At 45.7% G+C, this 25,021-nt stretch carries 17 protein-coding genes; 12 read left to right on the top strand and 5 right to left on the bottom strand.

All coding sequences use genetic code 11. The annotated features are described in order from the left end of the window. The first annotated feature begins 5 nt into the window (after positions 1-5). On the top strand, positions 6-3,746 hold the full coding sequence (gene dnaE, locus LRM42_RS00560; protein WP_243816360.1) for a DNA polymerase III subunit alpha: 3,741 nt from the start codon (positions 6-8) through the stop codon (positions 3,744-3,746). A gap of 489 nt (positions 3,747-4,235) precedes the next feature. Here the strand turns inward: dnaE and LRM42_RS00565 are convergent, their stop codons facing one another. Then, positions 4,236-4,796 carry a TrmH family RNA methyltransferase gene (locus LRM42_RS00565; RefSeq protein ID WP_243816361.1) on the bottom strand — a complete coding sequence of 187 codons (561 nt, stop codon included), beginning with the start codon at positions 4,794-4,796 and terminating at the stop codon, positions 4,236-4,238. 51 nt (positions 4,797-4,847) lie between these two features. Here LRM42_RS00565 and LRM42_RS00570 point away from each other — a divergent pair, with 51 nt between their 5' ends. After that, positions 4,848-6,470, top strand: a complete 1,623-nt coding sequence (locus tag LRM42_RS00570) for a GspE/PulE family protein (protein WP_243816362.1) — start codon at positions 4,848-4,850, stop codon at positions 6,468-6,470. 37 nt (positions 6,471-6,507) lie between these two features. Further along, a complete protein-coding gene (locus tag LRM42_RS00575; protein ID WP_243816363.1) occupies positions 6,508-8,049 on the top strand; it encodes a hypothetical protein in 1,542 nt (513 codons plus the stop codon). 2 nt (positions 8,050-8,051) lie between these two features. On the opposite strand, the gene LRM42_RS00580 is transcribed toward LRM42_RS00575, so the two are convergent. Continuing rightward, a complete protein-coding gene (locus LRM42_RS00580) occupies positions 8,052-9,185 on the bottom strand; it encodes an NAD(P)-dependent malic enzyme (RefSeq protein ID WP_243816364.1) in 1,134 nt (377 codons plus the stop codon). Positions 9,186-9,348: 163 nt separating this feature from the next. Between LRM42_RS00580 and rplS the strand changes: the two genes are divergently transcribed. From rplS to rnhB, 3 genes are all read left to right on the top strand, one after another. Further along, a complete protein-coding gene (gene rplS / locus LRM42_RS03970; protein ID WP_129743651.1) occupies positions 9,349-9,870 on the top strand; it encodes a 50S ribosomal protein L19 in 522 nt (173 codons plus the stop codon). Positions 9,871-9,938: 68 nt separating this feature from the next. Further along, the gene (locus tag LRM42_RS00590) at positions 9,939-10,436 is read left to right on the top strand and encodes a hypothetical protein (protein ID WP_243816365.1); all 498 of its coding nucleotides are present in this window, start codon (positions 9,939-9,941) and stop codon (positions 10,434-10,436) included. Next, positions 10,420-11,409, top strand: coding sequence for a ribonuclease HII (gene rnhB / locus LRM42_RS00595; protein ID WP_243816366.1), 990 nt, complete (start codon positions 10,420-10,422; stop codon positions 11,407-11,409). Before LRM42_RS00590 ends, rnhB begins: the two co-directional genes overlap by 17 nt. A 115-nt stretch (positions 11,410-11,524) precedes the next feature. On the opposite strand, the gene LRM42_RS00600 is transcribed toward rnhB, so the two are convergent. After that, the gene (locus LRM42_RS00600) at positions 11,525-11,965 is read right to left on the bottom strand and encodes a hypothetical protein (protein ID WP_129744838.1); all 441 of its coding nucleotides are present in this window, start codon (positions 11,963-11,965) and stop codon (positions 11,525-11,527) included. A gap of 253 nt (positions 11,966-12,218) precedes the next feature. Continuing rightward, entirely contained in the window at positions 12,219-14,720 is a 2,502-nt protein-coding gene (locus LRM42_RS00605) for a M1 family metallopeptidase (protein ID WP_243816367.1), read from the bottom strand. 20 nt (positions 14,721-14,740) lie between these two features. Between LRM42_RS00605 and LRM42_RS00610 the strand changes: the two genes are divergently transcribed. The 6 genes from LRM42_RS00610 to LRM42_RS00635 all read left to right on the top strand — a co-directional run bounded on the left by LRM42_RS00610 (position 14,741) and on the right by LRM42_RS00635 (position 22,298). Continuing rightward, positions 14,741-15,433: an HNH endonuclease family protein gene (locus LRM42_RS00610; protein ID WP_243816368.1), complete on the top strand. Its 693-nt coding sequence runs from the start codon at positions 14,741-14,743 to the stop codon at positions 15,431-15,433. 116 nt (positions 15,434-15,549) lie between these two features. Beyond that, a complete protein-coding gene (nusA, locus tag LRM42_RS00615; RefSeq protein ID WP_129636861.1) occupies positions 15,550-16,671 on the top strand; it encodes a transcription termination factor NusA in 1,122 nt (373 codons plus the stop codon). A 40-nt stretch (positions 16,672-16,711) separates the two neighbouring features. Further along, positions 16,712-19,168, top strand: a complete 2,457-nt coding sequence (locus LRM42_RS00620) for an ATP-dependent Clp protease ATP-binding subunit (RefSeq protein ID WP_243816369.1) — start codon at positions 16,712-16,714, stop codon at positions 19,166-19,168. Then, positions 19,152-20,132, top strand: coding sequence for a GumC domain-containing protein (locus LRM42_RS00625; RefSeq protein ID WP_243816370.1), 981 nt, complete (start codon positions 19,152-19,154; stop codon positions 20,130-20,132). Before LRM42_RS00620 ends, LRM42_RS00625 begins: the two co-directional genes overlap by 17 nt. Then, on the top strand, positions 20,132-21,481 hold the full coding sequence (radA, locus tag LRM42_RS00630) for a DNA repair protein RadA (RefSeq protein ID WP_243816371.1): 1,350 nt from the start codon (positions 20,132-20,134) through the stop codon (positions 21,479-21,481). The genes LRM42_RS00625 and radA overlap by 1 nt, the downstream gene beginning before the upstream one ends. Before the next feature lie 10 nt (positions 21,482-21,491). Further along, positions 21,492-22,298, top strand: coding sequence for a PIN/TRAM domain-containing protein (locus tag LRM42_RS00635; RefSeq protein ID WP_243816372.1), 807 nt, complete (start codon positions 21,492-21,494; stop codon positions 22,296-22,298). A gap of 5 nt (positions 22,299-22,303) precedes the next feature. Here LRM42_RS00635 and LRM42_RS00640 read toward each other — a convergent pair whose 3' ends face one another. Continuing rightward, the gene (locus tag LRM42_RS00640) at positions 22,304-24,964 is read right to left on the bottom strand and encodes a transglycosylase domain-containing protein (protein ID WP_243816373.1); all 2,661 of its coding nucleotides are present in this window, start codon (positions 24,962-24,964) and stop codon (positions 22,304-22,306) included. Positions 24,965-25,021: the final 57 nt, after the last annotated feature.

Here is a 25,021-nt window from a genome sequence, read left to right on the forward strand (position 1 = left end):
TATTAATGACTGAGGGGAAAAGCGAACAATCATCGTCGGCGGCTTTGAAGCCGTCAGATTTCGTACATCTTCATAATCACACTTTCCATTCGGTGCTGGACGGATTGACTAAGATTCATGACTTGGTCGATAAGGTTAAGGAGCTCGGGATGGAGGCTGCCGCCGTAACTGATCACGGCACGATGAGTGGCATTTTGGACTATTACAAGACTGCCAAAAAAGCGGGAATTAAACCGATTATCGGAATTGAAACTTACGTGGCGACTCGTTCTCGATTTGATCGCGATCCAGGCAAGGACAAGCAGCGTTTTCACTTGACCGTGCTGGCGATGAACAACACGGGTTTTCACAACTTGATGAAGTTGTCGACGCGCGCCAATCTGGAGGGAATGTATTATAAGCCGCGAATTGACCATGATTTGTTGGAGGAGTTGAATGAGGGGCTGATTGTTCTGAGTGGTTGTGCGAGCGGTGAAATTGGCGTGGCGCTGAAAGAAGATGATTATGATCGCGCTCGTGATATTGCCAAGTGGTACAAGTCGATTTTTGGCGATCGTTATTATTTGGAACTACAGGACCACGGACATCCGAAGTCGAACACGCATTGGGATGTGCAGGCGAAGATTAACGAGGGCTTGCTCAAGCTTTCAAAAGAGCTTGATATTGAAATGGTAGTGACTTGTGATGGTCACTATTTGACGCACGAATATCAAGACGCGCACGAGATTCTGCTTTGTGTTGGGACGGGTTCGTATCTTAGTGATGAAAAGCGAATGAGCTTGAAGGATTTTGAACTTCACTTGACGGATCCGCGCGATATTATCGATCACTGGGGCGAGGAATTTCCTGAAGTTATTCGCAACACGAAAAAAATAGCTGATCGCTGCGATGTTGAGATTGAGCTTGGGCGAATTCTTATTCCAAAATATCCATTGCCAGACGGCGAGAACGAACATTCGTATCTGCTTAGATTGACATATCAAGGTTTGTTGCAGCGTTACAATGGAGCTTCGAAGGAGGAGGCTGAAAAGTTGGATCCTGACGAGATTATTCCGAAGCTGTCTGATGAGGTTCGTGAACGCGCTGAGATGGAGCTTGGCGTGATGGGAAATATGGGCTATGAAGGTTATTTCTTGATCGTCCAGGATTTTATCAACTGGGGAAAATCTCAAGGAATTGTTTTTGGTCCAGGGCGTGGTAGTGCGGCTGGCTCGATTGTTGCGTATGCATTGAACATTACAGATCTTGACCCTCTAAAATACGGTTTGCTATTTGAGCGATTCCTTAATCCTGATCGTATTTCTATGCCCGACATCGACGTCGATATTCAGGATACGCGTCGCGATGAAGTGATTGAATATTGTGCAAAAAAATACGGCGAAGATCACGTCAGTAATATCGCAACGTTTGGCAAGATGTTTGGTCGTATGGCAGTGCGTGATGTTGCCAGGGTTTTGGAAGTTCCGTACGCTGAGAGCGACCGCTTGGCGAAGTTAGTTCCGCCACCAAACCAGGGGCGACATATTCCGTTGTCTGTGAGTATTAAAGAGGATGCGGACCTTCGGAATGAATATGAAAATAATCCGACTGCGAAGGAAGTTCTGGATTATGCAATTCAGCTGGAAGGGACGATTCGTAGCCACGGCGTTCATGCCTGTGGCGTGGTGATCGCGCCAGATACGTTGGCTAACTATATCCCGCTTGAAATGGCGCAAAAGGGCGTGGTGGCAACTCAGTTCCCGATGGGCGAGGTTGAAGAACTGGGGCTATTGAAGATGGACTTCTTGGGGCTTTCGAACCTCACGATTATTAATAACGCCATGAGGATTATCCGAAAAGCTTACAAGAAAGAAATTAATCTTTCGGAGCTGCCGCTTGATGATAAAAAAACGTATGAGCTATTTCAGCGCGGCGACACGACTGGCGTATTCCAGTTGGAATCGGCGGGAATGAAGCGATATTTGCGTGGACTGAAGCCGACTACGTTTGAAGATATTATTGCTATGGTGGCTCTTTATCGTCCGGGTCCAATGCAGTTTATTGACAGTTTTATTAGGCGCAAACACGGCGAAGAAGAAATAACTTATCTGCATTCTGGAATGAAAAACTCGCTGAAAAATACTTACGGAATTTTGGTCTATCAGGAGCAGTTTATGCAGATTTCTAAGGAATGGTGTGGATTTACTGGTGGTCAGGCTGACACATTGCGTAAGGCTGTTGGTAAGAAGAAAATTGACTTGATGAAAAAGGTCAAACCTGAATTTGTCGAGGGTGCGGTTAAAGTTGGTGGCGCAACTAAGGAAATTGCGGAAACGTTCTGGACTCAGCTGGAAGAATTCGCCAACTATTGTTTCAATAAGTCGCACGCCGCTTGTTATGGTTTGATCGCCTATTGGACGGCTTATCTGAAGGCGCATTATCCTGACGCGTTTATGGCAGCGCTTATGACTAGCGACCATGACGACACTGATCGTCTGGCAATTGAAATTACTGAATGTAAGCACATGGGAATTAGCGTGCTGAGTCCTGACGTAAACGAATCGTTCGTTGAGTTTGCCGTGGTGCCGAATGAGAATAAAATTCGTTTCGGAATGTCGGCGGTGAAGGGTGTTGGTGTTGGTGCGGTCGAGGAAGTTCTACGGGCGCGCGAAGATGGACCGTTTACGTCGGTTGAGGATTTTGCTAGGCGCGTTTCAACCAGCAAGTTCAACAGAAAAGCCTGGGAGTCGCTTATTAAGTCTGGTGCGTTTGATGATATGGGCGATCGATCTGATTTACTATTCAATCTGGATTCCATTACGTCATTTGCGTCCAAGCTCCAAAAAGAAGCCGCCAGTGGGCAGACCAATTTGTTCGGAATGTTGGGTGGCGATGACGCGGCGAGCGTCCAATCGACTCTTCATCTCCAGAAGGCTCCTGTGAAACACGACGATAAAGAGCGCTTGATGTGGGAGCGAGAATTGTTGGGGCTGTATATCTCGGCGCATCCGCTTGATAGGTATGAAACGTATTTGAGCGAACAAACTCAACCATTGACGCAATTAGTTCCTGAGTACGACAGTCGGATGATGACGGTCGGGGGAATTATTAGCACCGTTCGTACAATTGTCACAAAAAGCGGTTCGAAGATGGCGTTCGTGGGAATTGAGGATAAATTCGGCGAGGGTGAGATAATCGTCTTTCCAAATCTGTATGAGAAAGTTGGCGCCAAGCTAGTTCAGGACGCGGTGATTCGAGTTTCTGGTAAAAATTCAGCTCGAGATCGTGACGGAAATTTGGGCAATGAAAGTAAGCTAATTGCCGATGATATTATTGCGATTACGGATAACGATATCAATGGCTATGAGTCGACTGGTCGTAAAATGGATGCGCCAAAAATTAGCTCTGCTGTAAAAAAAGAGCGCCGTGAAGCTTATCGTAATCAGAAAAATGGAGCTTCTCCGAAGTCTGTCGTAAAGAATGACGCCGCCAAACCGCAGCCAAAAGCTCATTCGGCACCTGTTAACGTTGCGCCAGAAATTCCTGCCTCAAAGTTATTTGTGTATATCAAAGATCCGAATGACCATTCGCGGTTGGTGAAAATGAAGTCTGTTTGCGGCGAGAATGCTGGCACGACTGACGTGGTTTTGGTGCTGGGCGAGAAAGAAAAATCAGCCATGCGTCTGCCGTTTAAGGTGGATGCTAATGACAATTTATTAAGCCAATTAAAAAACACTCTGGGTGAAGAGTGTGTAATTCTAAAGTGATAGTTAGCCCGCTGACAGAGGCCTCAGCCGGAGCTGATTGCTCTGGCGGGCTAACTTAATCATCTGTCAGCGGGACTTGCGCCCCTGAAGTCTTTCGCGCTCTTTGATACAGCCTTTATAATAAAAGGTTGCATATGCGATTGCGAGGATGAAGTACCACACACATACCAGTACCATGTGATACTGGGGCCGAACTGGCGACTCGCCTACCATGAAGTAGGCGAAGAAGAACGTCATACACGCTGCCGACGCAGCGGCTATCGCATGCAGCCATCGACTAACCCCCGAGGGGGCTTTGTAGCTATACCATGAAATATACATGGTTGCCATGATTGTAAAGATGAAGAAAATGTCAAACATTTCCTCGAACCTTTCGTGTAGGGGACTACTTTCTCCGGGGGATTCCAGAGAAAGCTCATACAAATATAACACATATGGTTGATAAAGTCAATAATCAGACTTGAGGGATTTATTTATGTGTTGTTGAGATTATTTCATTCTCGGGAAAATCAGTCCAAATAGCGCAATTCCTGTTGCGACTGACACGTTGAATGATTCTTTTTGGCCGAACATTGGGATTTCTACGGTGAAGTCGCAATTGTCCAAAAGTTCTGGCGTGATTCCGTGGACTTCTTCGCCGAGCAGCAACGCGAATTTTTCAGGCGGCTGAAATTCTGATAGCATCACACTATCTTTTGATTGCTCAAGCGCGATAATTGGCAAGTTTTCTGTTCGCTGATTCTCTTTAATCCAATCATTGATATCCTCGTAAAACTCAAACGGCACCAAACTTTCCGCACCCAAAGCAGTTTTATGAATTTGGCTGGTGATTTTTTCGCGAATATGCGGCAAGCGGGGATCTTCAGATCGAATTTCTCCATCAACAAGCGCACAAGCAGGCGCCTCGCTACATAAACTCAATTCTGGATACGGCGTGTAACCACTAAGAATAATCTTTTTTATACCAAATCCTTCGGCTGTGCGAAAAATTGCCCCAACATTATGTGTCGAGCGAATATTGTGAACTAACAGAGTAATTTCTGGATTCATATCACTATTATATCACTCGTAAAACCGTAAGCTTTTTGGTATAATTTTCATATGGACGAAGATAAAATTCAGGCGCGGCGCCGTGAGCAAGATGAGGAAGCGACTCGTCGTCGAGCGTCAATTTTAGGGCTTCAATATCTTGATGGGCGGGAATTTGAAGAGACTTTACCCTTACTTAAGGGTGTTTTGACGATAGAAGAGATGTATAAAGGCAGGTTGGTCCCGTTAGCCTTTAATGAGGAAGATCAGTCTTATCGATTTGGCGTTACGTCGCAAACTTCTGAGTCGTTGATGAAGCAAATGCGAGATCAGTATGTTGAAAATGGCAAGCGAATCTTCTTCTTCTTAATTTCTGGTTCGGCGTTTCGGTCAATTATGCTTAGGTTTGATCCGCCAAAAAAAGTGATTTACGATAACATCGAAATTGCCAAGGAAGGTGATAGCGATACTCTGGCGCAGGTTACTCAGACTTTGGCTTCCGTCGGCACAAATGACGTGTTTAATTATTTGATTGACCAAGCGGATTTGTTGGGTGCGTCGGATATTCACATCGAAAATCAGCGCGAATCGATTCGAATTCGTATGCGTGTTGATGGAGCTTTGCACACAGTGGCGGAGCTTAGTAGGGATAGATATCGAGTGATTATGGCGACTTTGGCGTCGCGCGCGAATATTTCTACCGCTTCCAGAGAGCCTCAATCTGGGCATATGCAGCAGGAAATTCATAGAGATGGCGCATCGCATGTGCTGAATTTGCGCGTGGAAGCCGTGATGACGGTGTATGGCTTGGACTTGGTGCTTCGATTGTTCAATTTCGATGAGTCAATGTTGAATTTGGATCTATTGAGTATTTCAAAGAAAGAGCGCAAGCAAATCGATGAAGTTATTTCTCATCCGCGCGGGATGTTGTTGATGGTTGGTCCGACTGGTTCGGGAAAGTCTACGACGTTATATAGCATTCTTAATGCTCTTAATACTCAGGATCGAAAGATTATTACGCTGGAAGATCCTGTAGAAAATACGATTCCTGGGATTGCTCAGATTCCAATTGATACGACAAATGGACAGAGGTTTGCTGATGGTTTGCGTAGTGTTTTGCGTCTTGACCCAGATGTGGTGATGGTTGGTGAGATTCGCGACAATGAAACTGCGAAGACTGCGATTCAGGCGTCAATTACGGGACACTTGGTGTTATCCAGTTTTCACGCCAATTCGACTGCGGCGGCGTTTAGTCGTATGATCGATATGATTGGGCAAAATCCGATTTTTAGCTCGGCGGTTCGGCTGGTGATTGCTCAGCGACTGGTGAGGAGATTGTGGGATGATAGCAAGGAAGAATATGAGCCAGATGAGGCGACTCGCAAGTGGGTGAAAGAGGTTTTGAAGGATTTGCCGGAGAATGTTGATTGTCCAGATTTGGATACGTTTAAGCTTTGGCGTGCGGTGCCGACGGACGACGTTCCGTTCGGTTATAAGGGGCGAATTCCAGTAATGGAGCAGTTGGTTGTGAGTGAGAATATTCAGAAGTTCCTGCGCGGCGATGTTGAGGATGTTCATACAGAAGCGATTGAAAAGGCCGCAAAAGAAGATGGCATGGTGACGCTACTTCAGGCTGGCGTGTTGGCAGCTCTTCGTGGCGAAACGACATTAGAAGAAGTCAATAGAGTAATATAATTGACTTTATATCCATAAACTGATAAAATATTAGTTTATGAGCGAAAGACAATGGGATGGTTATGTTGTTGAAGGTGAACTATCTCAGGTAGAAGATCCTAATAAAAACTACATAAGTCGAATTATAGGTCATGTAAAGCTTATTATTAAGCGTGTACCGTTTCTTGTTGAAGGTGAGGAGTTGCGTGGTGAATATCAAGAATCTTATGAGAAGATTCTTGGGTTGTTCCAGCAAATTGAGGAGGAGTATAACGGGCTTTCAGATTGCATAGAGACAGATTTTGATATAGAGGAAGTCAAAGAATCATTAAGAAGTACATTTAATGGAACATACGAGAAATTTATAAGGGAAAATCTTAGTGTAGTTTTCCCCGAAAAGCTGGCGGAAGTGAATATTCCAGAATTTTGCCAAGCTGAAGAGTATGCGATTCCCGACGTAAGACGATGGCAGCATGCTAATGAAATAATTAGTCCTGAACTTGCAGATCGTGAATATATGCGCTTTATCGCAGAGGCAAGGGAGGCTGTGACTGATAGCCTTACTGAGGATGGGGCTTTTGGTTTACCTGATGATTTTACAATTACTAGACCTGAACGCATTCCAGGTAATGATGGCAAGATGAAGTTGAGCAGTTTGCTGGAAGACTTTGAGCGTCGTAAACTCAAGGAGGTTGAAGATGAGGAATGTAATGGTATTAATCCTGAAGGTGATTTAAAATTTGCCAACAGTGTTCTTAAGTTTATAAAATCCATAAAATTGCCAAGCGAAGAGGAGCTAACCAAGCAGTATAAAGAAGCGACAATTAAGGAAAACATTCCAGTGGTTCGTAGCCTTGCTGAATCTATGGCTAAAGAGCATCTGAGCGAGTCTTTAGACGACGCCCTGAGGGTGCTTTCGGAGAAATTGAATGGCTATGAAGTGGCACCTAAAATCGCCGCTGAATCTTTGAATAAGGCGAAGAAGAGAAAGAGAAAGAAGCAATCACGCCAGGATAATTGCGAGGTGAGTGATCAGAATATTAAGGATACTGAGGTTAACTTGAAGGTCGGGGATTATATAGAGCTTAGTCACGAAACATTTCCGTGGTTAGATGATGAAATGGCTAAGGTTTTATATATTAAAAGAAGCGGTAATGATGTTACGATAGTAGTCGATGCTCGTACTGAAGCAGCCAAGAGAATTGAACACAGAATGTCTGGCTATGAGACTAAGAAAAAGCAGAAGAGTATTTTGCCCAGTCTTTATAATAAATTAAAATTAGCGGCAGAAATTGTTGCAACGTCAGATTCTGGATTACGTGATTCTTGGACGACCTTAAGATATCGAGATAAAAATAAGTATCCTTTTAGTATCTTTAGCTGGAAAGCCCAAACATCTGACGCACTAAGGATGTATGTGTCGCACATCGCTGTGGATAAGGTGGATGATGAGTCTGTGAGAAAGATACTAGAAGAGAACGGTGTAACTCATTTATTAATGCTTTTGGGTGCTTGCGACAAAAATAACCAGGAAGAATTATTGCCAGTATTTACTGGGCGGACTAGGCGCATTGAGGCAGCTGACGGTGCTGGTGTTTAGGCTTATCTAATGACATTTGCGACAGCTTCAACAACACCCTCATCAAACGCGGTTGGGACGACTTTATCGACGGTTGGATTTTCGACCAGGTTAGCTAGCGCTTCAGCGGCCGCCAATTTGTGCTGGTCGGTTATTTTCTTAACTCCGTGATCTAATGCGCCGCGGAAAATTCCAGGGAAGGCCAGGGAATTGTTGACTTGGTTTGGAAAGTCGCTACGACCCGTGCCGATGATTGCGACGCCGGCTTGTTTGGCGACATCTGGCATAATTTCTGGAACAGGATTTGCTAGTGCAAATACGATTGGATCTTTCGCCATTTTTTGGACTAATTCTGGAGTGAGCAGTCCTGCGCGTGATACGCCGATGAATATGTCTGCGTCAGTGATGGCGTCTTCAATTGAGCCAGATTGCGATGCATCGACGTATTCCAATAACGCAGTTTTTTCAGCGTTCAAATCTGTGCGTGATTTTCCGACAATTCCTCGGCTATCCACCGCTACGATGTTTTTTGCTCCGTAAAGATTTAACAATTTTATGATTGCCGTGCCAGCTGCGCCTGCGCCGATGACCACGAATTTGCAATCTGCCAGGTTTCGCCCTGTCAATTTAGCGGCGTTAATTAAGCCCGCCAACACAACGACGGCCGTGCCGTGTTGGTCGTCGTGGAAGACTGGAATATCTAACTCTGCCTTCAATCGCTCTTCAATTTCAAAGCATTTTGGTGCGGCGATATCTTCGAGGTTGATGGCTCCGAAACTTGGCGCGATGGCTTTAACTGTGGCAATGATTTCTTCTGGCTCGTGGACGTCTAACACAATTGGCACGGCGTCGACATCGGCAAAATGCTTAAATAGTAAAGCTTTTCCTTCCATAACTGGCATGGCGGCTTTTGGTCCCAAATTGCCTAAGCCCAAAATTGCTGAGCCGTCTGAGATTACGGCGACTAGATTGTTTGTCCAAGTGTATTTTGGCAAATCGGCTGGATTTTCGGCAATTGCTTGGCTGACTGCGCCGACGCCAGGGCTGTAATAGGCGCTAAGCTTATCGCGATTAAGCTCCTCTTTATCTCTGAGGCTAGTCGTAATTTTACCTTTGTATTTTTCGTGTAGTTCGAGTGCTAATTTATTGTAATCCATAACTATATTATACTCCAATTTTATTTAATTGATATTTCTTCAGATTTGTGTTATTATCTTATGTAATTGTACGAGAGTTAAATATTCGAGTCTTGTTTGATATGGAGCCGCAGAGGTACAACTGCGTGGCCAGTCGGAGCGAGTTCGGAAGATAGGAAAAATTATGAGTTTTGAGTTAATCAACAAAATCAACCAAGCACAAAAAAAGCAAGCAGTTGTCGATGCTCGCAGCGGTGACACAGTTCGTGTTTACCAGAAAATTAAGGAAGGCAACAAAGAGCGTATTCAGATGTTCGAGGGTGTTGTTATCCGCACCGACAATAAAAAATCGCACACATCACGCATTACGGTTCGAAAGATCGCTTCAGGCGTTGGCGTTGAAAAGTCATTTTTGATGCACAGTCCACTGATTGAGAAGATTGAGATTGTTCGTCGTGCTAAGGTTCGCCGCAAGTTCTTAAGCTTCCTTCGTCAGCGTAGCGGTAAGTCAGCTCGCTTGACGGCTAAGAATTTCGATCGCGCTGCTGTTAATGACATTCATGACGCTAAGGCAGAAGCGGAAGCTGAACGCTTGAAGGAAGAAGCTGCTCAGGCTGCTGCTGCAAAACAAGCTGAAAAAGATGCCGCTCAGGCTGAACTTGACGCTAAGGCTGCTGAAGTTGCAGCTCGTCATAAAGACGCGTAATTGTCAATTGGTTAATCGTTAAAACCGTCTCTTAATCTGAGGCGGTTTTCTCATGTTATAATCTCAATATGGCAATATTTCATTATATATCCGTCCTTGTTCCGACGACTTTGGCTGTGGCGACGCCTTACGTTTTGAAAAGAAACGGCTTTGATAATGAGAAAAAATATCGCTGGCTACTTTACACAGCGTGTCTGCTGTTTTTCATATCTTGGTATTTGCCATCGCCGTTAATTGACGGACAGGACACTAGTTTTACGACGCACTTTGTGGGCGGTGGGCTATTTACAGGACTATTCTGGGCGTATTTGGTCTCGTCGATGAAATGGCGAGCGCATTGGCTGGTGATGGCGTTTTCAGTCTTCGCTTTAGTTTCGGCGCTGGGTTGTATTAATGAGTTGGCGGAATTATTTATGGTCAAGGCAGGTTTGGCGAGCATAAAATTGGACGACACGAATTGGGATATTTTGGCGAATACATTAGGCGCGGCAACAATTTGGATTGGCTGGATTATTGCTGATTTTATGACGAAAAAGGGAAGATTGTCGGGTGATTCTGGGGATTGATGAAGTCGGGCGCGGCGCGTGGGCTGGACCATTGGTGATTGGCGCGGTGGTTTTGGGTGGCGCTGAAATTGAAGGGCTTGATGATAGTAAAAAATTGACCAAAAAACGACGTGAATCGCTCGATGAGGAAATTCGCGAGCAAGCGTCGGCTTGGGCGTTGGGCTGGGTTTCTGCTGAGGAGCTGGATGAAATAGGAATGAGCGAGGCGCTTAAGTTGGCGACACGGCGCGCAGTCAAAGAAATTCAAGCGAAATGTCAGAAAAACGGCTCGAAGTTTGATGAGATTATTATCGATGGGACGGTCAATTTTTTGGCAGGTACGCCGTTAGAAAAGTACGTAACAATTATAGCGAAAGCCGATGGTCTGATCCCGAGTGTTTCGGCGGCGTCGATTATTGCTAAGGTGGCTCGTGATAAATTTATGGCAGAGCAGGATAATATTTATCCGGGATATGATTTTTCTTCACACGTTGGTTATGGAGTGGCGAAGCACCGAGCGGCTATTGATAATCTGGGCGTAACTCCGCTGCATCGGCTGAGTTTTGCGCCGTTGGCTAAATATGCTAATGTTGAGGCGAATTCGCAAAATGCGTCTGACGATAGAAAATCTAAAAACCAGCAAAAAGACACGACGCGTCAAATTGGCGATAAAGGTGAGCAAGCGGCGGCGGATTGGTTGGCGGCTGATGGCCATGAGATTATAGAGCGGAATTGGCGAACGCGATATTGTGAAATTGATATTGTTAGTAAAAAAGATAATGTTTTATATTTTACAGAGGTCAAATATCGTAAAAATGACAATTTCGGCGATGGCTTGGCGGCAATTACAAATAAAAAACAGCAACAAATACGCTTTTCTGCGGAGATGTTCATTGCCAAAAACGCGCAATATGAAAGCTGTGATATGCAAATGATGGCAATTTCTGTTGATGGAAATCCGCCCGTAGCTAAAGAGTGTGTGGTGCTGGAATAAAAAAACAGCCCCGAATGAGGACTCTTTAACGTTAAGTGTATTAATTATAGGGAATGTACGACAAGGCAATCGTGGCGAAGAGTAAGTTTGCTTCATCGTACATTCTGCTTGCGAATTAATCCGCAAGCTCAGCAAGCTTTTTGGCGATAGCAAGGTTGCTCGCCTGATACAAGGGAACTTCCGTTGTGATGAGATCTCTCAGATCACGCAGGAATTTCCAGTACTGGATCCAGTAGCATCCTGGCCAATCAGACATAGACGACTCCTCTTCCGCTATGGATGAGACTGCGCCCAGCATCTCGTTGATCTTTCCTTGTACTGCCTCCAATGACCCTTCCAGGCCATTATGGCAGATAGAGACCAGTAGATCTCGAAGGGCTTCCGAATCCTCCTGGATGTGCGTCTTCTGGAGGTTAGGGTAATCACCCATGATATCGCTGATTCCATTGTTGTAGGTATTCAGCGTGGATACCTTCCCCTTCAGAATTTCCGTATACACGGAGATTGCCTCCGTGTTTTCGGTTAGCATGCTTTCGAGATTTTCTTTCGTGAGCATTGCTCTTTCCTTCCTCTCGTCCCCACTCGGCTGTGGTAAAGCACTTTTCTTCAGTGCAGGATGAGATCCTATCTCTTTTTGATATTTTTTAAAAAAAGAAATAGAAACTCATCCCGCAATGACTGCCTTGTCAAAGTGCGCTTTCGGACAAAACATTTGTTCTATCAACAAAAGCTGTACTCATTTATACCACTAATATAATAAAATGTCAATAGATTTTGTCAAAAACCGCAAAATAATGCGACCAAATTATTTACAACGCGGAAATAACCGCCTCTTTGTCTCGTTTAATCAGCTCAACGCGTGCTGATATTTCGGTAATTCCCAGCTTAATCGTTCTGGCTAGGGCTGGAATGTCCATCATCGGCTCAAAGAATTGTCGGAAATCGTCAAGTTCGTCGGTTGTCAGTAGGGCTGTGGCGGCATAGCGAATAAAATCGTCGTAGCTTTTATCTTCGCCAAATGTATCTTCGACCCACGCCCAGTTCTCCTTTAACCAATTCCAAGCAATCTGGCGGCTTTCTCTGGTCCGAATTAAATACACGAACCAACGGCTGGCGTCTTGTGGGCGGATAATATTGGAATTTTTAATGTTGGCAAGAATTTTTTCTGCTGTTTCAGGGTTTTTGGTGGAAGTTAGTCCAATTGCAATATCATTCTGCAGGTCATTTGACGGCGTGTTTTTATATGCGGCAAAGAGATTTTCAATCATCTCTGGCGTCTCGAAATGCCTCACGTTTGCGCTGATAATTAAAGCTCGAATTTCTGTCGGCAAGTCTTCCAGTTTATTGTTGTCAAAACGCGTTTTCGCCTCATTCAAAACTTCTTTATCTTCGCTATACATCATCAAACTCAAAGCCGTGGTGCGCCGCTCGCGGTCGTCGTCCGATTCTCCATATTTTTCATCCCAGCCCAATTCCTCAAATGTGGCGCGCGCAAATTCTCCAGAAATTTTCTTTAATAAATCTCTGGCCGCGCCATTATCATCGACGAATTTTCGTAGTTCCGTCAAGGCACCAGCCGCCATACCGAAGACTTTTTCGTTGGTTTCGGTTTTTAAGGATAACGCCAATGGAAGCAGTGACGCCGAATTTTCAAATCCAGCGCGGGCGAGTATTGTCGCGTCCTGTAAGATACAAATCTTATCCAAGGTTGGCAATTCTGTAATGTTTTTCAATAAATATTCGCGAGTGGATTCGTCATATTTGGTGACGAAGTGGGCGCTTAAGCCGCAGTTTAATTGCAATGGCTTTTCAATAGAAACGGTGGTTTCTTTTTGATCCAAGATTTTTACGTCAAGCGGTTGGTTTGCGAATAATGGAATCGGCCATAATGCGTCGGATGGTTGGTGTTCGCCGATGAAGAATCTCTCCTGACTTAGAATCGCCGCGTCGTGACTGCTTGAAACTGATACGACAGGAAGGCCAGGTTGGGAAATCCAAGCGTTCATTAGATTGACGATTGGCTGACCACTCGCCGACTCTAATTCTTGCCATAGGTCATTTCCGACAGTGTTTTTATACGCGAATTTTTCAAAATATGATTTAAGACCAGCGCGAAATGCCTCTTCGCCGATAAGTTTTCTAACCATAACAAGTAGTCGTCCGCCTTTGGCATAAACAATTGCTGGGTCGAACAAAGTGCTGATTTCGTCTGGGTGATTGACGTCGGCTTGAACTGATTGAACGCCGTCCAAGCTGTCGCGTCTGAGCGCGGCCGTTACTTCATTCGTGGCAAAATCTTCCCACATATGCCAATCCGGCTGGAGCGCGTCAATTGCTACATATTCCATCATATTGGCGAAGCTTTCGTTGAGCCACAAGTCATTCCACCACTGCATGGTAACCAAATTGCCGAACCATTGATGGCTGAGTTCGTGCGCGATAACCGTGGCAATGAAGCGCCTGGATGATTCTGGGGTCAATTCTGGGTCCGCAAGCAAACAACTTTCGCGGTAAGCAATTAATCCCCAGTTTTCCATTGCGCCAGAGGAAAAGTCGGGAAGGGCGACGTGGTCGGATTTTGGCAATGGATATTTGACGCCGAAATATTCGTCATAAAAATCAATTGAACGAGTGGCGATGTCTAGCGCAAAATCTAAGGTATTTTCATTCTGAGCTGGCGTTGCCCAGACGTTGACCTCGACGCCAGATTTGGTGCGAGCGGATTTTTTGTGCAATTCGCCGATGACGAAAGCCAGAAGATAACTGCTCATTCGTGGTGTTTTCTCAAATGTCGTCGTGATAGAATTGCCATTTTCCTCTTCGTGTTTTACGGGCATATTTCCCAAAACTGTTATCCCTGGGCGAGTTATTAGCGTCAAATCATATTCAGCTTTGGCAGCTGGTTCGTCAACGCAAGGGAAAACTTCGCGGGCGTGATGTGATTCAAATTGAGTTGCAAAAAGTTGTTTTTTAACGCCGTCGTGAGTGAAATAGCAAGGATATAAACCGTGCATTGCGTCGGTGATGGTTCCAGAAAAATCGATGTGAATTGTATGGTTTCCGTTTTTAAGGTTCGGCTGGGATAATTTCAATTCGTCAAACTCGCCGAATGAAACGTTGGCAGGCTGATTGTCGATTGTGGCTGATTGAATTGTTAAGCCTTTGGAATGTAGCGAAATTGATTCGCTGGTGGAATCGCCAGAAATGATAACTGTGCCAGAAAATTCTTTTTCCTCGGCACGTGTTAAGTCGAGAGTTAAGTTGTAATGATTTGGTGTGAATGTGTCGAGTAGTCGTGGAACTTTAGTCATAGTTTAATTATAATACAGTCATGAGGGTGAATAAAATACGACGTCGGCAAGTGGTGATTGCGCTGGTGATTTTGGTGGCTGGCGTGGCGGTTTGGGCTTCGCGAATTTCGCAACCCGAACCTCAGACAATTCAAACTTCAACACAACGAGAATTATTTGGCAATTCGGATGCGAAATCGGAATTGGAAAAGATAGAAGTCAAAGGACGTGCGCCAAAGACTGGTTATTCCAGAAAGCAATTCGGCAACGGCTGGGGCAAAATTAACGGCTGTTCCGTACGAGAAGTGATTCTGGCGCGAGATTTGACGGATGAGAAAATTGATGAAAAATGTCGAGTTTTATCGGGTATATTGAACGATCCGTACACTGGTCAAACAATTCAATTTCAGCGCGGCGAAAAAACCAGCTCTAAGGTTCAGATTGATCACGTCGTGGCTTTGAGTGATGCTTGGCAAAAGGGCGCGCAGCAAATTTCTCCAGAGGAGCGAGAGAAATTAGCGAATGATCCGTTAAATTTATTAGCGGTTGATGGTCCAGCAAACCAAGCCAAAGGTGATGGCGATGCGGCGACTTGGCTACCGAGCAATAAGCCTTTTAGGTGCCAATATATTGCGCGCCAGATAGCAATAAAGCGACGATATCGCTTGTGGGTAACGGAAGCTGAAAAAAGCGCAATGTCGGGTATTTTGGAAAAATGTACTGAAGTAAATTGACAAAATGAAAAATTTTTAATACAATGAGAAAGTACTCATCCGGCCGGCAGGTCGGAGTTTTTCGTTTATGGAAGTTTGAGACGGAAAAAGATATAATTAATAAGAAGGAGAACATAATGGAAGACTTGAACATTAAGCAGTTGACGTTGGCAGTGCGTACGATTGCTGAGGAAAAAAACTTGCCAGAAGAAACAGTTTTGAGCGTGATTGAGCAGGCGATTGCGGCGGCTTGGCGTCGTGATAATGGCACGCGAGATCAGTTGGTTCGCGCTAGCTTGAATATCAATAACGGTACGGCTGTCGTGTCGGTTGTTAAAACTGTTGTCGAAGAAGTTGAGAATGACGCTAATCAAATCGATCTAGAGGAAGCTAAGGAAATAGATCCTGCGGCTGAGCTTGGTGGTGAAGTTGTGATGGAAACTCATAACGTGACGACTTTTGGTCGAGTTGCAGCTCAGACTGCTAAGCAAGTGATTTTGCAGCGTCTGCGCGAAGCTGAGCGTGAAGTTGTTTTAGCGGAATTTGAGGATAAAATCGGTACGGTTGTTATCGGTACGGTTCAGCGAGTTGAGCCACGCGTTGTGCGAATTGAGCTTGGTAAGGCTGTCGGAATTATGCCTCAGAGTGAGCAAATTCCTGGCGAATATTACGGCGTTGGTCGTCGAATTAAGGTTTATATTAAGGACATTGAGCGCGAAGGTCGCGGTCCGCAATTGATTCTTAGCCGCGGCAATGAAGAGTTTGTGCGATTCTTGTTCAATCAAGAAGTTCCAGAGATGGAAACTGGTGCAGTTGAGATTAAGGCGATTGCACGTGAAGCTGGTCGTCGAACCAAATTGGCGGTTTCTTCAGCGCTACCTGGCGTTGATCCAGTTGGTACGTTTGTTGGTGGTCACGGCGCCCGCGTTCAGGCTGTGATGAATGAGATTGGCGAGCAGGAAAAAATTGACATTATTCCATACGAGGAAGATGCGGCTGGATTTATTGCTAATGCGATGAGCCCGGCAGAAGTTTTGAGTGTGACTGTCAATGAAGATGAGAAGCGTGCGACGGTTTATGTTAGCGAAGATCAGCAATCAATAGCAATCGGTCGCGCTGGACAGAATGTTCGCCTGGCAAGTCGATTGACTGGCTATGAATTAGACATCGAAGCAAAAACTCCTGTTAAGGCAGAACCAAAACCTCGAAAGAATATTGAGGATAGCTTGATGAGCGTAGTTGAGGAGGTGGCGGAATAAGCTGCCTTCTGCGAATCGCCGAAAACGAAAGGAGGGCGATATGTCAGAAGATTTTTCTGAATTAGAACCTCGGCTGACGGAAACGGCTCGAGCCAGTTTGGGGCGGGCTGGTTTTCTGGCGCATAATGAGGGAAGTGAATATGTTGGCACGGAGCATATTTTACTTGGTGTGTTGGCGCAGAATTCGTCATTGGGTGCAAAAATACTGGCAGAAAACGGCGTAACTTTGGATCGTGCGGAAATGGCGTTGAATCTGACCGCAAAGCCGCTGGTGATTACGATTGTAAGTAAGGGATTGAGTGCTGAAGTTGTTGAATTGATAAGAATTGCTTGGCAATTGGCGGTTGAATTTGGGCAGGAAAAAATTGGCACGGAACACATCGTCTATGGAATGTTGCAGCAGCGCGAGGCGCGAGCGACTAAATTGCTGCGAGATATGAACGTTGACATTGACAATCTGCGTGGAAGTTTGGAAGATGTGTTTGATAAACAGCAGTTTGAATCTCTGCAGAGTGAACGCAGTGTGGCGAGTAAAAATTCTGGCGATTTGCGAGTTTTGGAGAAATTCGGTGTCGATTTGACGCGGCGTGCTAGTGAAGGATTTTTGGATCCGGTGATTGGTCGAGCGTCGGAAATCCAGCGAATGATCACGATTTTGGGTCGGCGTAGTAAGAATAATCCAGCGCTGATTGGCGAACCTGGCGTCGGTAAAACTGCGGTCGTTGAGGGCTTGGCGCAAAGGATTGCTGATAATAAAGTTCCCGAATTTTTGAAAGGCAAGCGACTTTTTCAATTGGATCTGACGGCGATGATTGCGGGGACGAAATATCGTGGGCAATTTGAGGAGCGATTGCAAAAAGTTCTGGCGGTCGCCAAAAAGCATCAAGAAGTTATTTTGTTTATTGACGAATTACATCTGTTGGTTGGTGCTGGTTCGGCTGAAGGCTCGATGGATGCGGCGAATGTGTTGAAGCCAGCTTTGTCGCGAGGCGAGGTGCGACTGATTGGCGCGACGACGTTTGATGAATATCGAAAACATATCGAAAAAGATGCTGCGTTGTCACGGCGCTTCCAGTCGGTGACGATCAATGAGCCATCGCCAGAAGAGGCGGTGGAGATGATGCGAGGTTTGAGAGGAAAATTAGCTAAGCATCATCAAGTTCAAATTCCTGACGAAATGCTGACTGAGGCGGTGGATTTGAGTCAGCGTTACGTGACGGAGCGATTTTTACCAGATAAAGCGATCGACGTGATTGACGAGGCGGCGAGTTTATTGAAGTCTAGCTCGCCAATAAAATTGTCGCGTAAGGACAAGTTGGCTCGCCAAATTAAGCGATTGGCTGGAAAAATTGATGCAGCTGTGGAAGCTGAAGATTACGAAAAAGCCGCAGAATTTAAGATGCAAATGAGGCAATTGGAATTGCAAGCCGAAGCGCTGAAAGATGAAGCCAGTGATGAACCCGTATTGACCGATGAATATTTGCGTCGAGCGGTTTCGGCAATGACGAATATTCCGATTGACAGATTATCGTTAAATCAGATGAAGGATTTGATTCGCCTAGAAAAGCGACTGAGTCAGAGTGTTCTTGGTCAGAATGAAGCGATTGAGCAACTGGCGCGCGCGATTCGTCGTAATAAAGCTGGGTTAAATCGTCAGAGTGGGCCGCTTGGGTCGTTTATCTTTCTGGGCCCGACTGGAGTTGGTAAGACGGAATTGGCGCGAGTTCTGGCGCGGGAAGTTTTTGGCGGCGAGGATAGCTTGATTAAGATTGATATGAGCGAGTTTTCCGAGCGTCACACGGCTAGTCGGCTGGTTGGTGCGCCGGCTGGTTATGTTGGCTATGAGGATGGCGGGAAATTAACGGATAAAGTTCGTCGTCGACCGTATAGCGTGGTGTTGTTTGATGAAATTGAAAAGGCGCATCCTGACGTTCTGAACTTGCTTTTGCAAATTCTGGAGGACGGCAAATTGAGCGATTCTCACGGGCGAACGGTGAGCTTTCGGCAGACGATTGTCATCTTAACGAGCAACGTCGGCGCCGAGCAAATGATTCAGGATTCGGAGCTGGGATTTGGTGCGTCTGGGCAGAAAAAGTCGGCTAGCGAAAATCGTCACGAGAAAAATTCGCGTGCCGCTCTGCGTGAGCTTGAGGAATTTTTGCGTCCAGAATTGATTGGCAGATTTGATAGCGTGATTACATTTAAGCCGTTGTCTCGCTCGGTCGTGCGAAAGATTTTCGACAATCTCACGTCTGACTTGGTCAGGGCTGTTGGTCGACATGGAATGACGCTTGATATTACTTCTTCGGCGAAGCGTTGGTTGATTGATCGGGGATTTGACGAGCAACGCGGCGTGCGAGTTCTAAGGCGAACAATTCAGTCGGAGCTGGCGGATCCGTTAAGCGATGTTTTATTGTCCAATAAAGCAAAACCTGGCGACACGCTGGAGGCTAAGATTGATAATGATAAGGTGGTGATTAATGTCAATCGTGCGTAAAATATTCAGCGTCCTCACGCCGATAATTGTACTTTCTGCTGCGGTTTTTGTGATGATGAATCGTCAGCAAATTATTGATGAGATTACGCTGTGGCAATATAAACCAAGTGCGGAAATTGTCGCTATTGCTGACCGCGTGAAAATGTCAGACACTGGCAGAAAAATGTTCTATGTTTCTAATCCGCAAATCAAATCGGCGAACGAATTTAACGAAGATTGCCGTCGCGTGGAAAAGGGAAACGCAATTTTGGGTTGTTATAATCCGTCGTCTAGGGATATTTATATTTATAACGTGACCAATTCTGAACTTGATGGCGTAAAGGAAGTGACGGCGGCGCATGAGATGTTGCACGCTGCTTGGGAAAGGTTGAGCGCGTCGGAGAAGTCTCATTTGAGCGAGCTTTTGGAGCAGGCTTATAATAATGTGAAAAATAAGAAATTGTCCGAGCGAATGGAGTATTACGATCGTGCGCAACCTGGAACGAGAGCTAACGAGCTACACTCAATTTTAGGGACGGAATTTGCCGATTTGGGCGATGAGTTGGAAGAATATTATCGACGATATTTTACTGATAGATCCGAAGTCGTGAAATTGCACGCACAATATCAAGAAAAATTTGAATCCAGGGAAAATGAAGCTCAGAAGTTGAGTGAGTCGTTGAAGGTTCGAAAGGAAAAATTGAACAGAGAATTATCGCAATATTCAACTGATTTGGCGGATTATAATAGTCGCGTGGCGGACTTTAATCGGCGAGCGGGCGTTAGTGGCGGATTTTTGTCACAGAGTGATTTTTATAGTCAACGCCAAGCCTTGAAGGCGGAACTCTCGGAGTTGAACGAAAGGCGTGCCAATTTGAATTCTGAGATCAATTCTTACAATTCTGATGTTTTGCGGCTTAGGGAATTGGGTGTGCAAATTGATGAATTGAATAAAAGTTTGGATAGTTTAGAGGGGGCGAAATAATGGCGAAAGTTAGAAGTCAATTTGTTTGTCAGCAGTGCGGGGCTAGCTTTTCAAAGTGGGCTGGCAGGTGTGAAAATTGCGGGGAATGGAATTCGCTAGTCGAGCAGGTCGTTTCTTCTGGCGGGTCATCTGTTGTCGATAAATCGGCTGGGCGCGGCAAAGCCTTGAAAACGTCTAACATTCGTGAAGCTGCTTCTGAGTCTGGGCTAGAAAGATTAAGTACGGGAATTGACGATCTGGACGCTGTTTTGGGTGGCGGTTTCTTGGTTGGCGGCGTGGTGTTGGTCGCGGGGCAGCCAGGAATTGGGAAAAGTACGCTTTTGGCGCAAGTTGCGGCACATATCGCAAAGTCGAAGTCGGTTTTATATGTAAGCGGTGAGGAGTCGGTTTCTCAAGTGAAGCTTCGTGCGGAGCGTTTGGGTGCGGCTGATTCGGAAAAAATGCAGCTGGCGTCCAGTAATAGCGCGGAAGATATTGCGGCGTCAATTCAGCAAGGCGGATATGATCTGGCAATTGTCGATTCGGTTCAGACAATTTCCCTCAGCGAGATTTCCTCGGCTCCTGGGTCTGTCAGTCAGATCACCAACTCGTCAAATGTAATTATTCGTGCCGCCAAAGCTTCGGGTACGGCGGTTATTTTGGTTGGTCACGTCACTAAAGAGGGCTCAATTGCTGGTCCGAAAATATTGGAGCATTTGGTGGACGTTGTACTGAATTTTGAGGGCGATCGATATGGCGGTTTTCGAGTTGTTCGGGCGCAGAAGAATCGATATGGTTCGACTAACGAAGCGGCGATTTTTGAGATGGGCGAGCAGGGGCTAAGAATCGTGAAGAATCCGTCGGCGGAACTTCTGGCGGAGCGTCAGAATCTGGATGGGTCAATTGTACTGGCGACCATGGAAGGCGCACGTCCGCTCTTGGTGGAAATTCAGGCGCTAGTTAATCCGACGAATTTTGGCTATCCTAAGCGCACGGCGAGCGGTTTTGATTTGAATCGATTGAATCTGTTGGTGGCGGTTTTGGAGAAGCGAACGAAGCTGAAATTGGCGGATAAAGATATTTATGTCAATGTTGTTGGCGGCCTGAAATTAAATGATCCAGCGGCTGATTTGGCTGTGGCGATGGCGATTGCCAGTGCTAGCGCTGGGCGAAGTCTGGATGAAGGTGCTGTGGTGTTTGGCGAGATTGGTTTGGGTGGCGAGGTCCGCTCGGCGACGAATTGGCAAGCTCGAATTAAAGAGGCGAAGAAGCTGGGCTTCTCTTATGCGATTGCGCCGAAAGTTCATAAAGATAAATTTATAAAAGGCGTCAGTGATATGCGACAGGCGCTGATTGACTATTTGCAATAGAAAGGGAAAAATGAAAGATTTTTACGGATTGATAATAATTGTAATGTTGCTTGGTTTGGCGGCTGAAGTTTATTTCTTGGCAAAACCGCGACGAAATTCATCAGTGAGCGCAGCACCGATTTTGGTCGACACGTCAGTGCTTATGGACGGACGAGTGACTGAGCTGGCGAAGACCGGATTTTTGCTGGGAAAAATTATTGTGCCGAGGAGCGTATTGACGGAATTGCAATTATTAGCCGACGGCGCAGACCATGACAAGCGTGAAAGGGCGCGATTTGGCATGGATGTTGTTAAGGAACTTAAGGATATTTTGAAGTCTTCATTCGAGTTATATGACGATAATATTCGCGTGCCTGAAGGTGTGGATTCGCGCTTACTGAAATTGGCGAAGGAGATGGACGCGGCGGTATTGACGCTTGATTACAATTTGAATAAGGTGGCGCAGGTTGACGGCGTTAAGGTTTTGAATATCAATGAGCTGGCGAAAAGTTTGAGGATGAGCTATTTACCTGGCGACGAGCTGGATTTGGAGTTGTCGCAGAAGGGACAAGATTCTCATCAAGCGGTTGGCTATTTGAAAGATGGAACGATGGTGGTTGTTGAGAACGCCAAGCGCTACATTGGGCAAACGAAGAAGATTGAGATTATCCGAAGTTTGCAGACCGACGCTGGAAAAATGATGTTTGCGAAGCTTGTGGTTGAACAGAAAAAACCTGTAAAGCAGAAGACTAGCGTTCCTAAAAAGCGCACAAATGGTCGCTCAAAAACATCAGCTCAACACGAGGCTGAGCTGATTAATTTGGTGAATAAACAATAGTTTATTTAGTTGACTTGAATGCTGCCAGTTGAAGTGGCGGTGTAATATGCTGAGTCTCTTACGGTTACAGAAACTGTGTGCGCTCCTGTTGTATCAAGCTCTACTGTGGCGGTCTGCTTGCCGCTTGAAGTAATTTCTGAACTCTTAATACTCTTTCCATCCACGGTAATTTCGATTGCCGATAAGCCCCAAGTTCCTGCTGTAACGTCGACATTTATCGTATATTTCTTACCACTGTTGGTGTATGATATTGCTCCAATTTGCGGTTTAGTGTCGTCGCACTTGTGGACGTCATCTTCTGCGTTCGCGTCGTAGCCTGAAGGAACGGTAATTGATTCTTTCTTAGTCAAAGGATCGATAATCTTTGTCACTTCAATTTCTTCCTTTGCGCCGTCTGGAGTACAATTCGTTGCCTTTTTCTTAGAGACTTTGTCGAAGGTGATTTTCTCTGTAGATTGACTTTGTTTCTTATTCCACCATGACGGGTAGAGTTCGCCGTTGACAGTCTGGATTCCGCTTGGTCGCTCATACCATTGACCTGACTTCCATTTGCCTTCTTTGGCGTAAACTTGAGTGTGGGCAAATTCCATAACGCTTCTAATTACTGGCATGCCGTAGTTGGAGGCTGATGTGCCAATCACGCTGGTGTCGGAGTTTCCGAGCCACATTCCCATAACCAGAGCTGGACTGTAGTTGATAATCCAGAGATCTTTTGGCTGTGAGCCTTTGTCGGATGTACCAGTCTTTGCAGAGGTTCGAACACCATTGATGCCCATCCAGCCGTGAAGTCCAGGGGTTCGGTCGGACAAGATATCGTTCACGATGTATGCTGATTGCGAATCGATAACTTGCTTGCCTTCATCTTTCCATTTTTTCAGAGTTTCGCCTTGGCTGTTCTTCACTTCAATCACGCTTGAGACGTCTTTTTGGACTCCCATTCGCGCCAGCGTTGAGTAGGCGTTCACCAATTCTGTCTGCTTGGTTCCACATGCGCCAATTGCTGCACCGAGTCCGTAACCACCGGCATTTTCTTCCTGGCGGCAATAGTTAGTGTCGCCCATTCTGCGAATTCCCTCGACGACAGGCTTAGCGGATCCGTCGCCAACGATGTAAGCGGCCTTAATGGCTGGAACGTTTCGGGATAGGGCTAGCGCTCTTCGGATATTGATGGCGCCCATAAACTTATTGTCCCAGTTCCTTAGGGTTGCGCCGTACAGTTTATCGATATTTTCATCGGCTAAGACGGTGCCGCTACCGTATGCTTGCTTGCTGTCGTGTTTGTCGAACAATTGAGCAAAGACGAGTGACTTAATCGTGGAACCTGGCTGAATGTAGGAAACTGCGGCGTTGTCCTGACCGAAGCCAGTGTAATTAAAGTCGCGGCTACCAACAAGTGCTACGATTTGTCCAGTCTGAACGTCTTCGACTGTTGCGGCGCCGTTACTAATTCGCACAGAATCTGGTCGACCTGTTGCAAAGAACGATTTCATTTCATTTTCAAGTTTCTCCTGAATTCGCCAGTCGAGGGTGGTCTTAATCGTCAATCCGCCGCGTCCAACAACTGATTCGCCAAGCTCTTTACTCAACTGATTGCGAACCATCAATAGGAAGTGAGGAGCCTTAATATTCTCCAAGTGTTCAGTCTGTGGCTTAAGTGTGCTTAAAATATCAATCTTTTTAGCTTTTTCAGCCTCATCCTTGGTAATAACGCCTTGCTCGGCCATGTAATCCAGAACTGTATGTTGTCGGGCAATCAAAGCCTTATTTCCAGCGGTGTTATATGGATTGTAGTAAGTCGGATTCTGCGGAATACCAGCAATTAGCGCCGCTTCCGCCAGCGTCAGATCTTTAGCGTGCTTGCCAAAGTATGTCTGGGCGGCTGATTCTGCGCCGTTACGACGACCGCCGTACGGAGACTCGTTCAGGTATAATGACAGAATTTGGTCTTTGCTATACATGCGCTCGACTTCAATTGCGAGGATGATTTCCTTGATCTTTCGAGGAATACCGCTAATTGATCGGTCGCCAGCCTCATCTGCGAAGAAAACTTGCTTGACTAGCTGCTGTGTCAGAGTCGATCCACCCTGAACTTGGCGTCGTGAAGCAGTCGAGAGCATTGCGCGCAACATGCCGCTAATACTGATGCCGTGGTGATTATAGAAATTTCGATCCTCAATTGCGACAGTGGCTTTTTTCAAATAATCGCTAATCTGGTCAGATTCGACAACCAATTGATAATTGCCCGTACCTTTATCTTCCCAAAGCAAATTGTCGTTGCGGTCGTAATATTTAGTGACGGTCGTTTGAACGCGTTTAGCAAGCTCGCCAGGGCGAATTTTATCGAGGTCTTTACGGAAATAGGCGAACATTCCGCCGATAAGTAGCAGCATCAACAAAATACTAACGCCAAGAATTTTCAGCGCCATCAGTCCGCCGCGCTTGGAGAACCAATATTTCGCCAATCGCTTCGGATGTAATCGATAAAAGAATCGCTTTACGGGATGTTTCGGCAAAGTCGCCAAATATTCCGCTCGTTCGCGCGCGTCCTTATCTTTTTTAGTCTTATATTTCTGCGCCAAATTGGCATATAAGTTCATCCGTTTCGACGGAGATTTCTTATCGCTTGAGCCGTGTCCGGCGGTGCTTATCGTAGTCTTTTTCTTCACAATTCTATTATATCACGCATATGTTTCGCTTCAATTGTAAAATTGCTATACTAATAT

The sequence above is a fragment of the Candidatus Nanosynbacter sp. TM7-075 genome (genome assembly GCF_022828255.1).
Classification (GTDB): Bacteria; Patescibacteriota; Saccharimonadia; order Saccharimonadales; family Saccharimonadaceae; genus Nanosynbacter.

What these genes read in the sequence shown, in the direction of transcription:
- dnaE (WP_243816360.1), top strand. Translation starts at nt 6, where the DNA reads ATGACTGAGGGGAAAAGCGAACAATCATCGTCGGCGGCTTTGAAGCCG.
- LRM42_RS00565 (WP_243816361.1), bottom strand. Translation starts at nt 4,796, where the DNA reads ATGAATCCAGAAATTACTCTGTTAGTTCACAATATTCGCTCGACACAT.
- LRM42_RS00570 (WP_243816362.1), top strand. Translation starts at nt 4,848, where the DNA reads ATGGACGAAGATAAAATTCAGGCGCGGCGCCGTGAGCAAGATGAGGAA.
- LRM42_RS00575 (WP_243816363.1), top strand. Translation starts at nt 6,508, where the DNA reads ATGAGCGAAAGACAATGGGATGGTTATGTTGTTGAAGGTGAACTATCT.
- LRM42_RS00580 (WP_243816364.1), bottom strand. Translation starts at nt 9,185, where the DNA reads ATGGATTACAATAAATTAGCACTCGAACTACACGAAAAATACAAAGGT.
- rplS (WP_129743651.1), top strand. Translation starts at nt 9,349, where the DNA reads ATGAGTTTTGAGTTAATCAACAAAATCAACCAAGCACAAAAAAAGCAA.
- LRM42_RS00590 (WP_243816365.1), top strand. Translation starts at nt 9,939, where the DNA reads ATGGCAATATTTCATTATATATCCGTCCTTGTTCCGACGACTTTGGCT.
- LRM42_RS00600 (WP_129744838.1), bottom strand. Translation starts at nt 11,965, where the DNA reads ATGCTCACGAAAGAAAATCTCGAAAGCATGCTAACCGAAAACACGGAG.
- LRM42_RS00605 (WP_243816367.1), bottom strand. Translation starts at nt 14,720, where the DNA reads ATGACTAAAGTTCCACGACTACTCGACACATTCACACCAAATCATTAC.
- LRM42_RS00610 (WP_243816368.1), top strand. Translation starts at nt 14,741, where the DNA reads ATGAGGGTGAATAAAATACGACGTCGGCAAGTGGTGATTGCGCTGGTG.
- nusA (WP_129636861.1), top strand. Translation starts at nt 15,550, where the DNA reads ATGGAAGACTTGAACATTAAGCAGTTGACGTTGGCAGTGCGTACGATT.
- LRM42_RS00620 (WP_243816369.1), top strand. Translation starts at nt 16,712, where the DNA reads ATGTCAGAAGATTTTTCTGAATTAGAACCTCGGCTGACGGAAACGGCT.
- LRM42_RS00625 (WP_243816370.1), top strand. Translation starts at nt 19,152, where the DNA reads ATGTCAATCGTGCGTAAAATATTCAGCGTCCTCACGCCGATAATTGTA.
- radA (WP_243816371.1), top strand. Translation starts at nt 20,132, where the DNA reads ATGGCGAAAGTTAGAAGTCAATTTGTTTGTCAGCAGTGCGGGGCTAGC.
- LRM42_RS00635 (WP_243816372.1), top strand. Translation starts at nt 21,492, where the DNA reads ATGAAAGATTTTTACGGATTGATAATAATTGTAATGTTGCTTGGTTTG.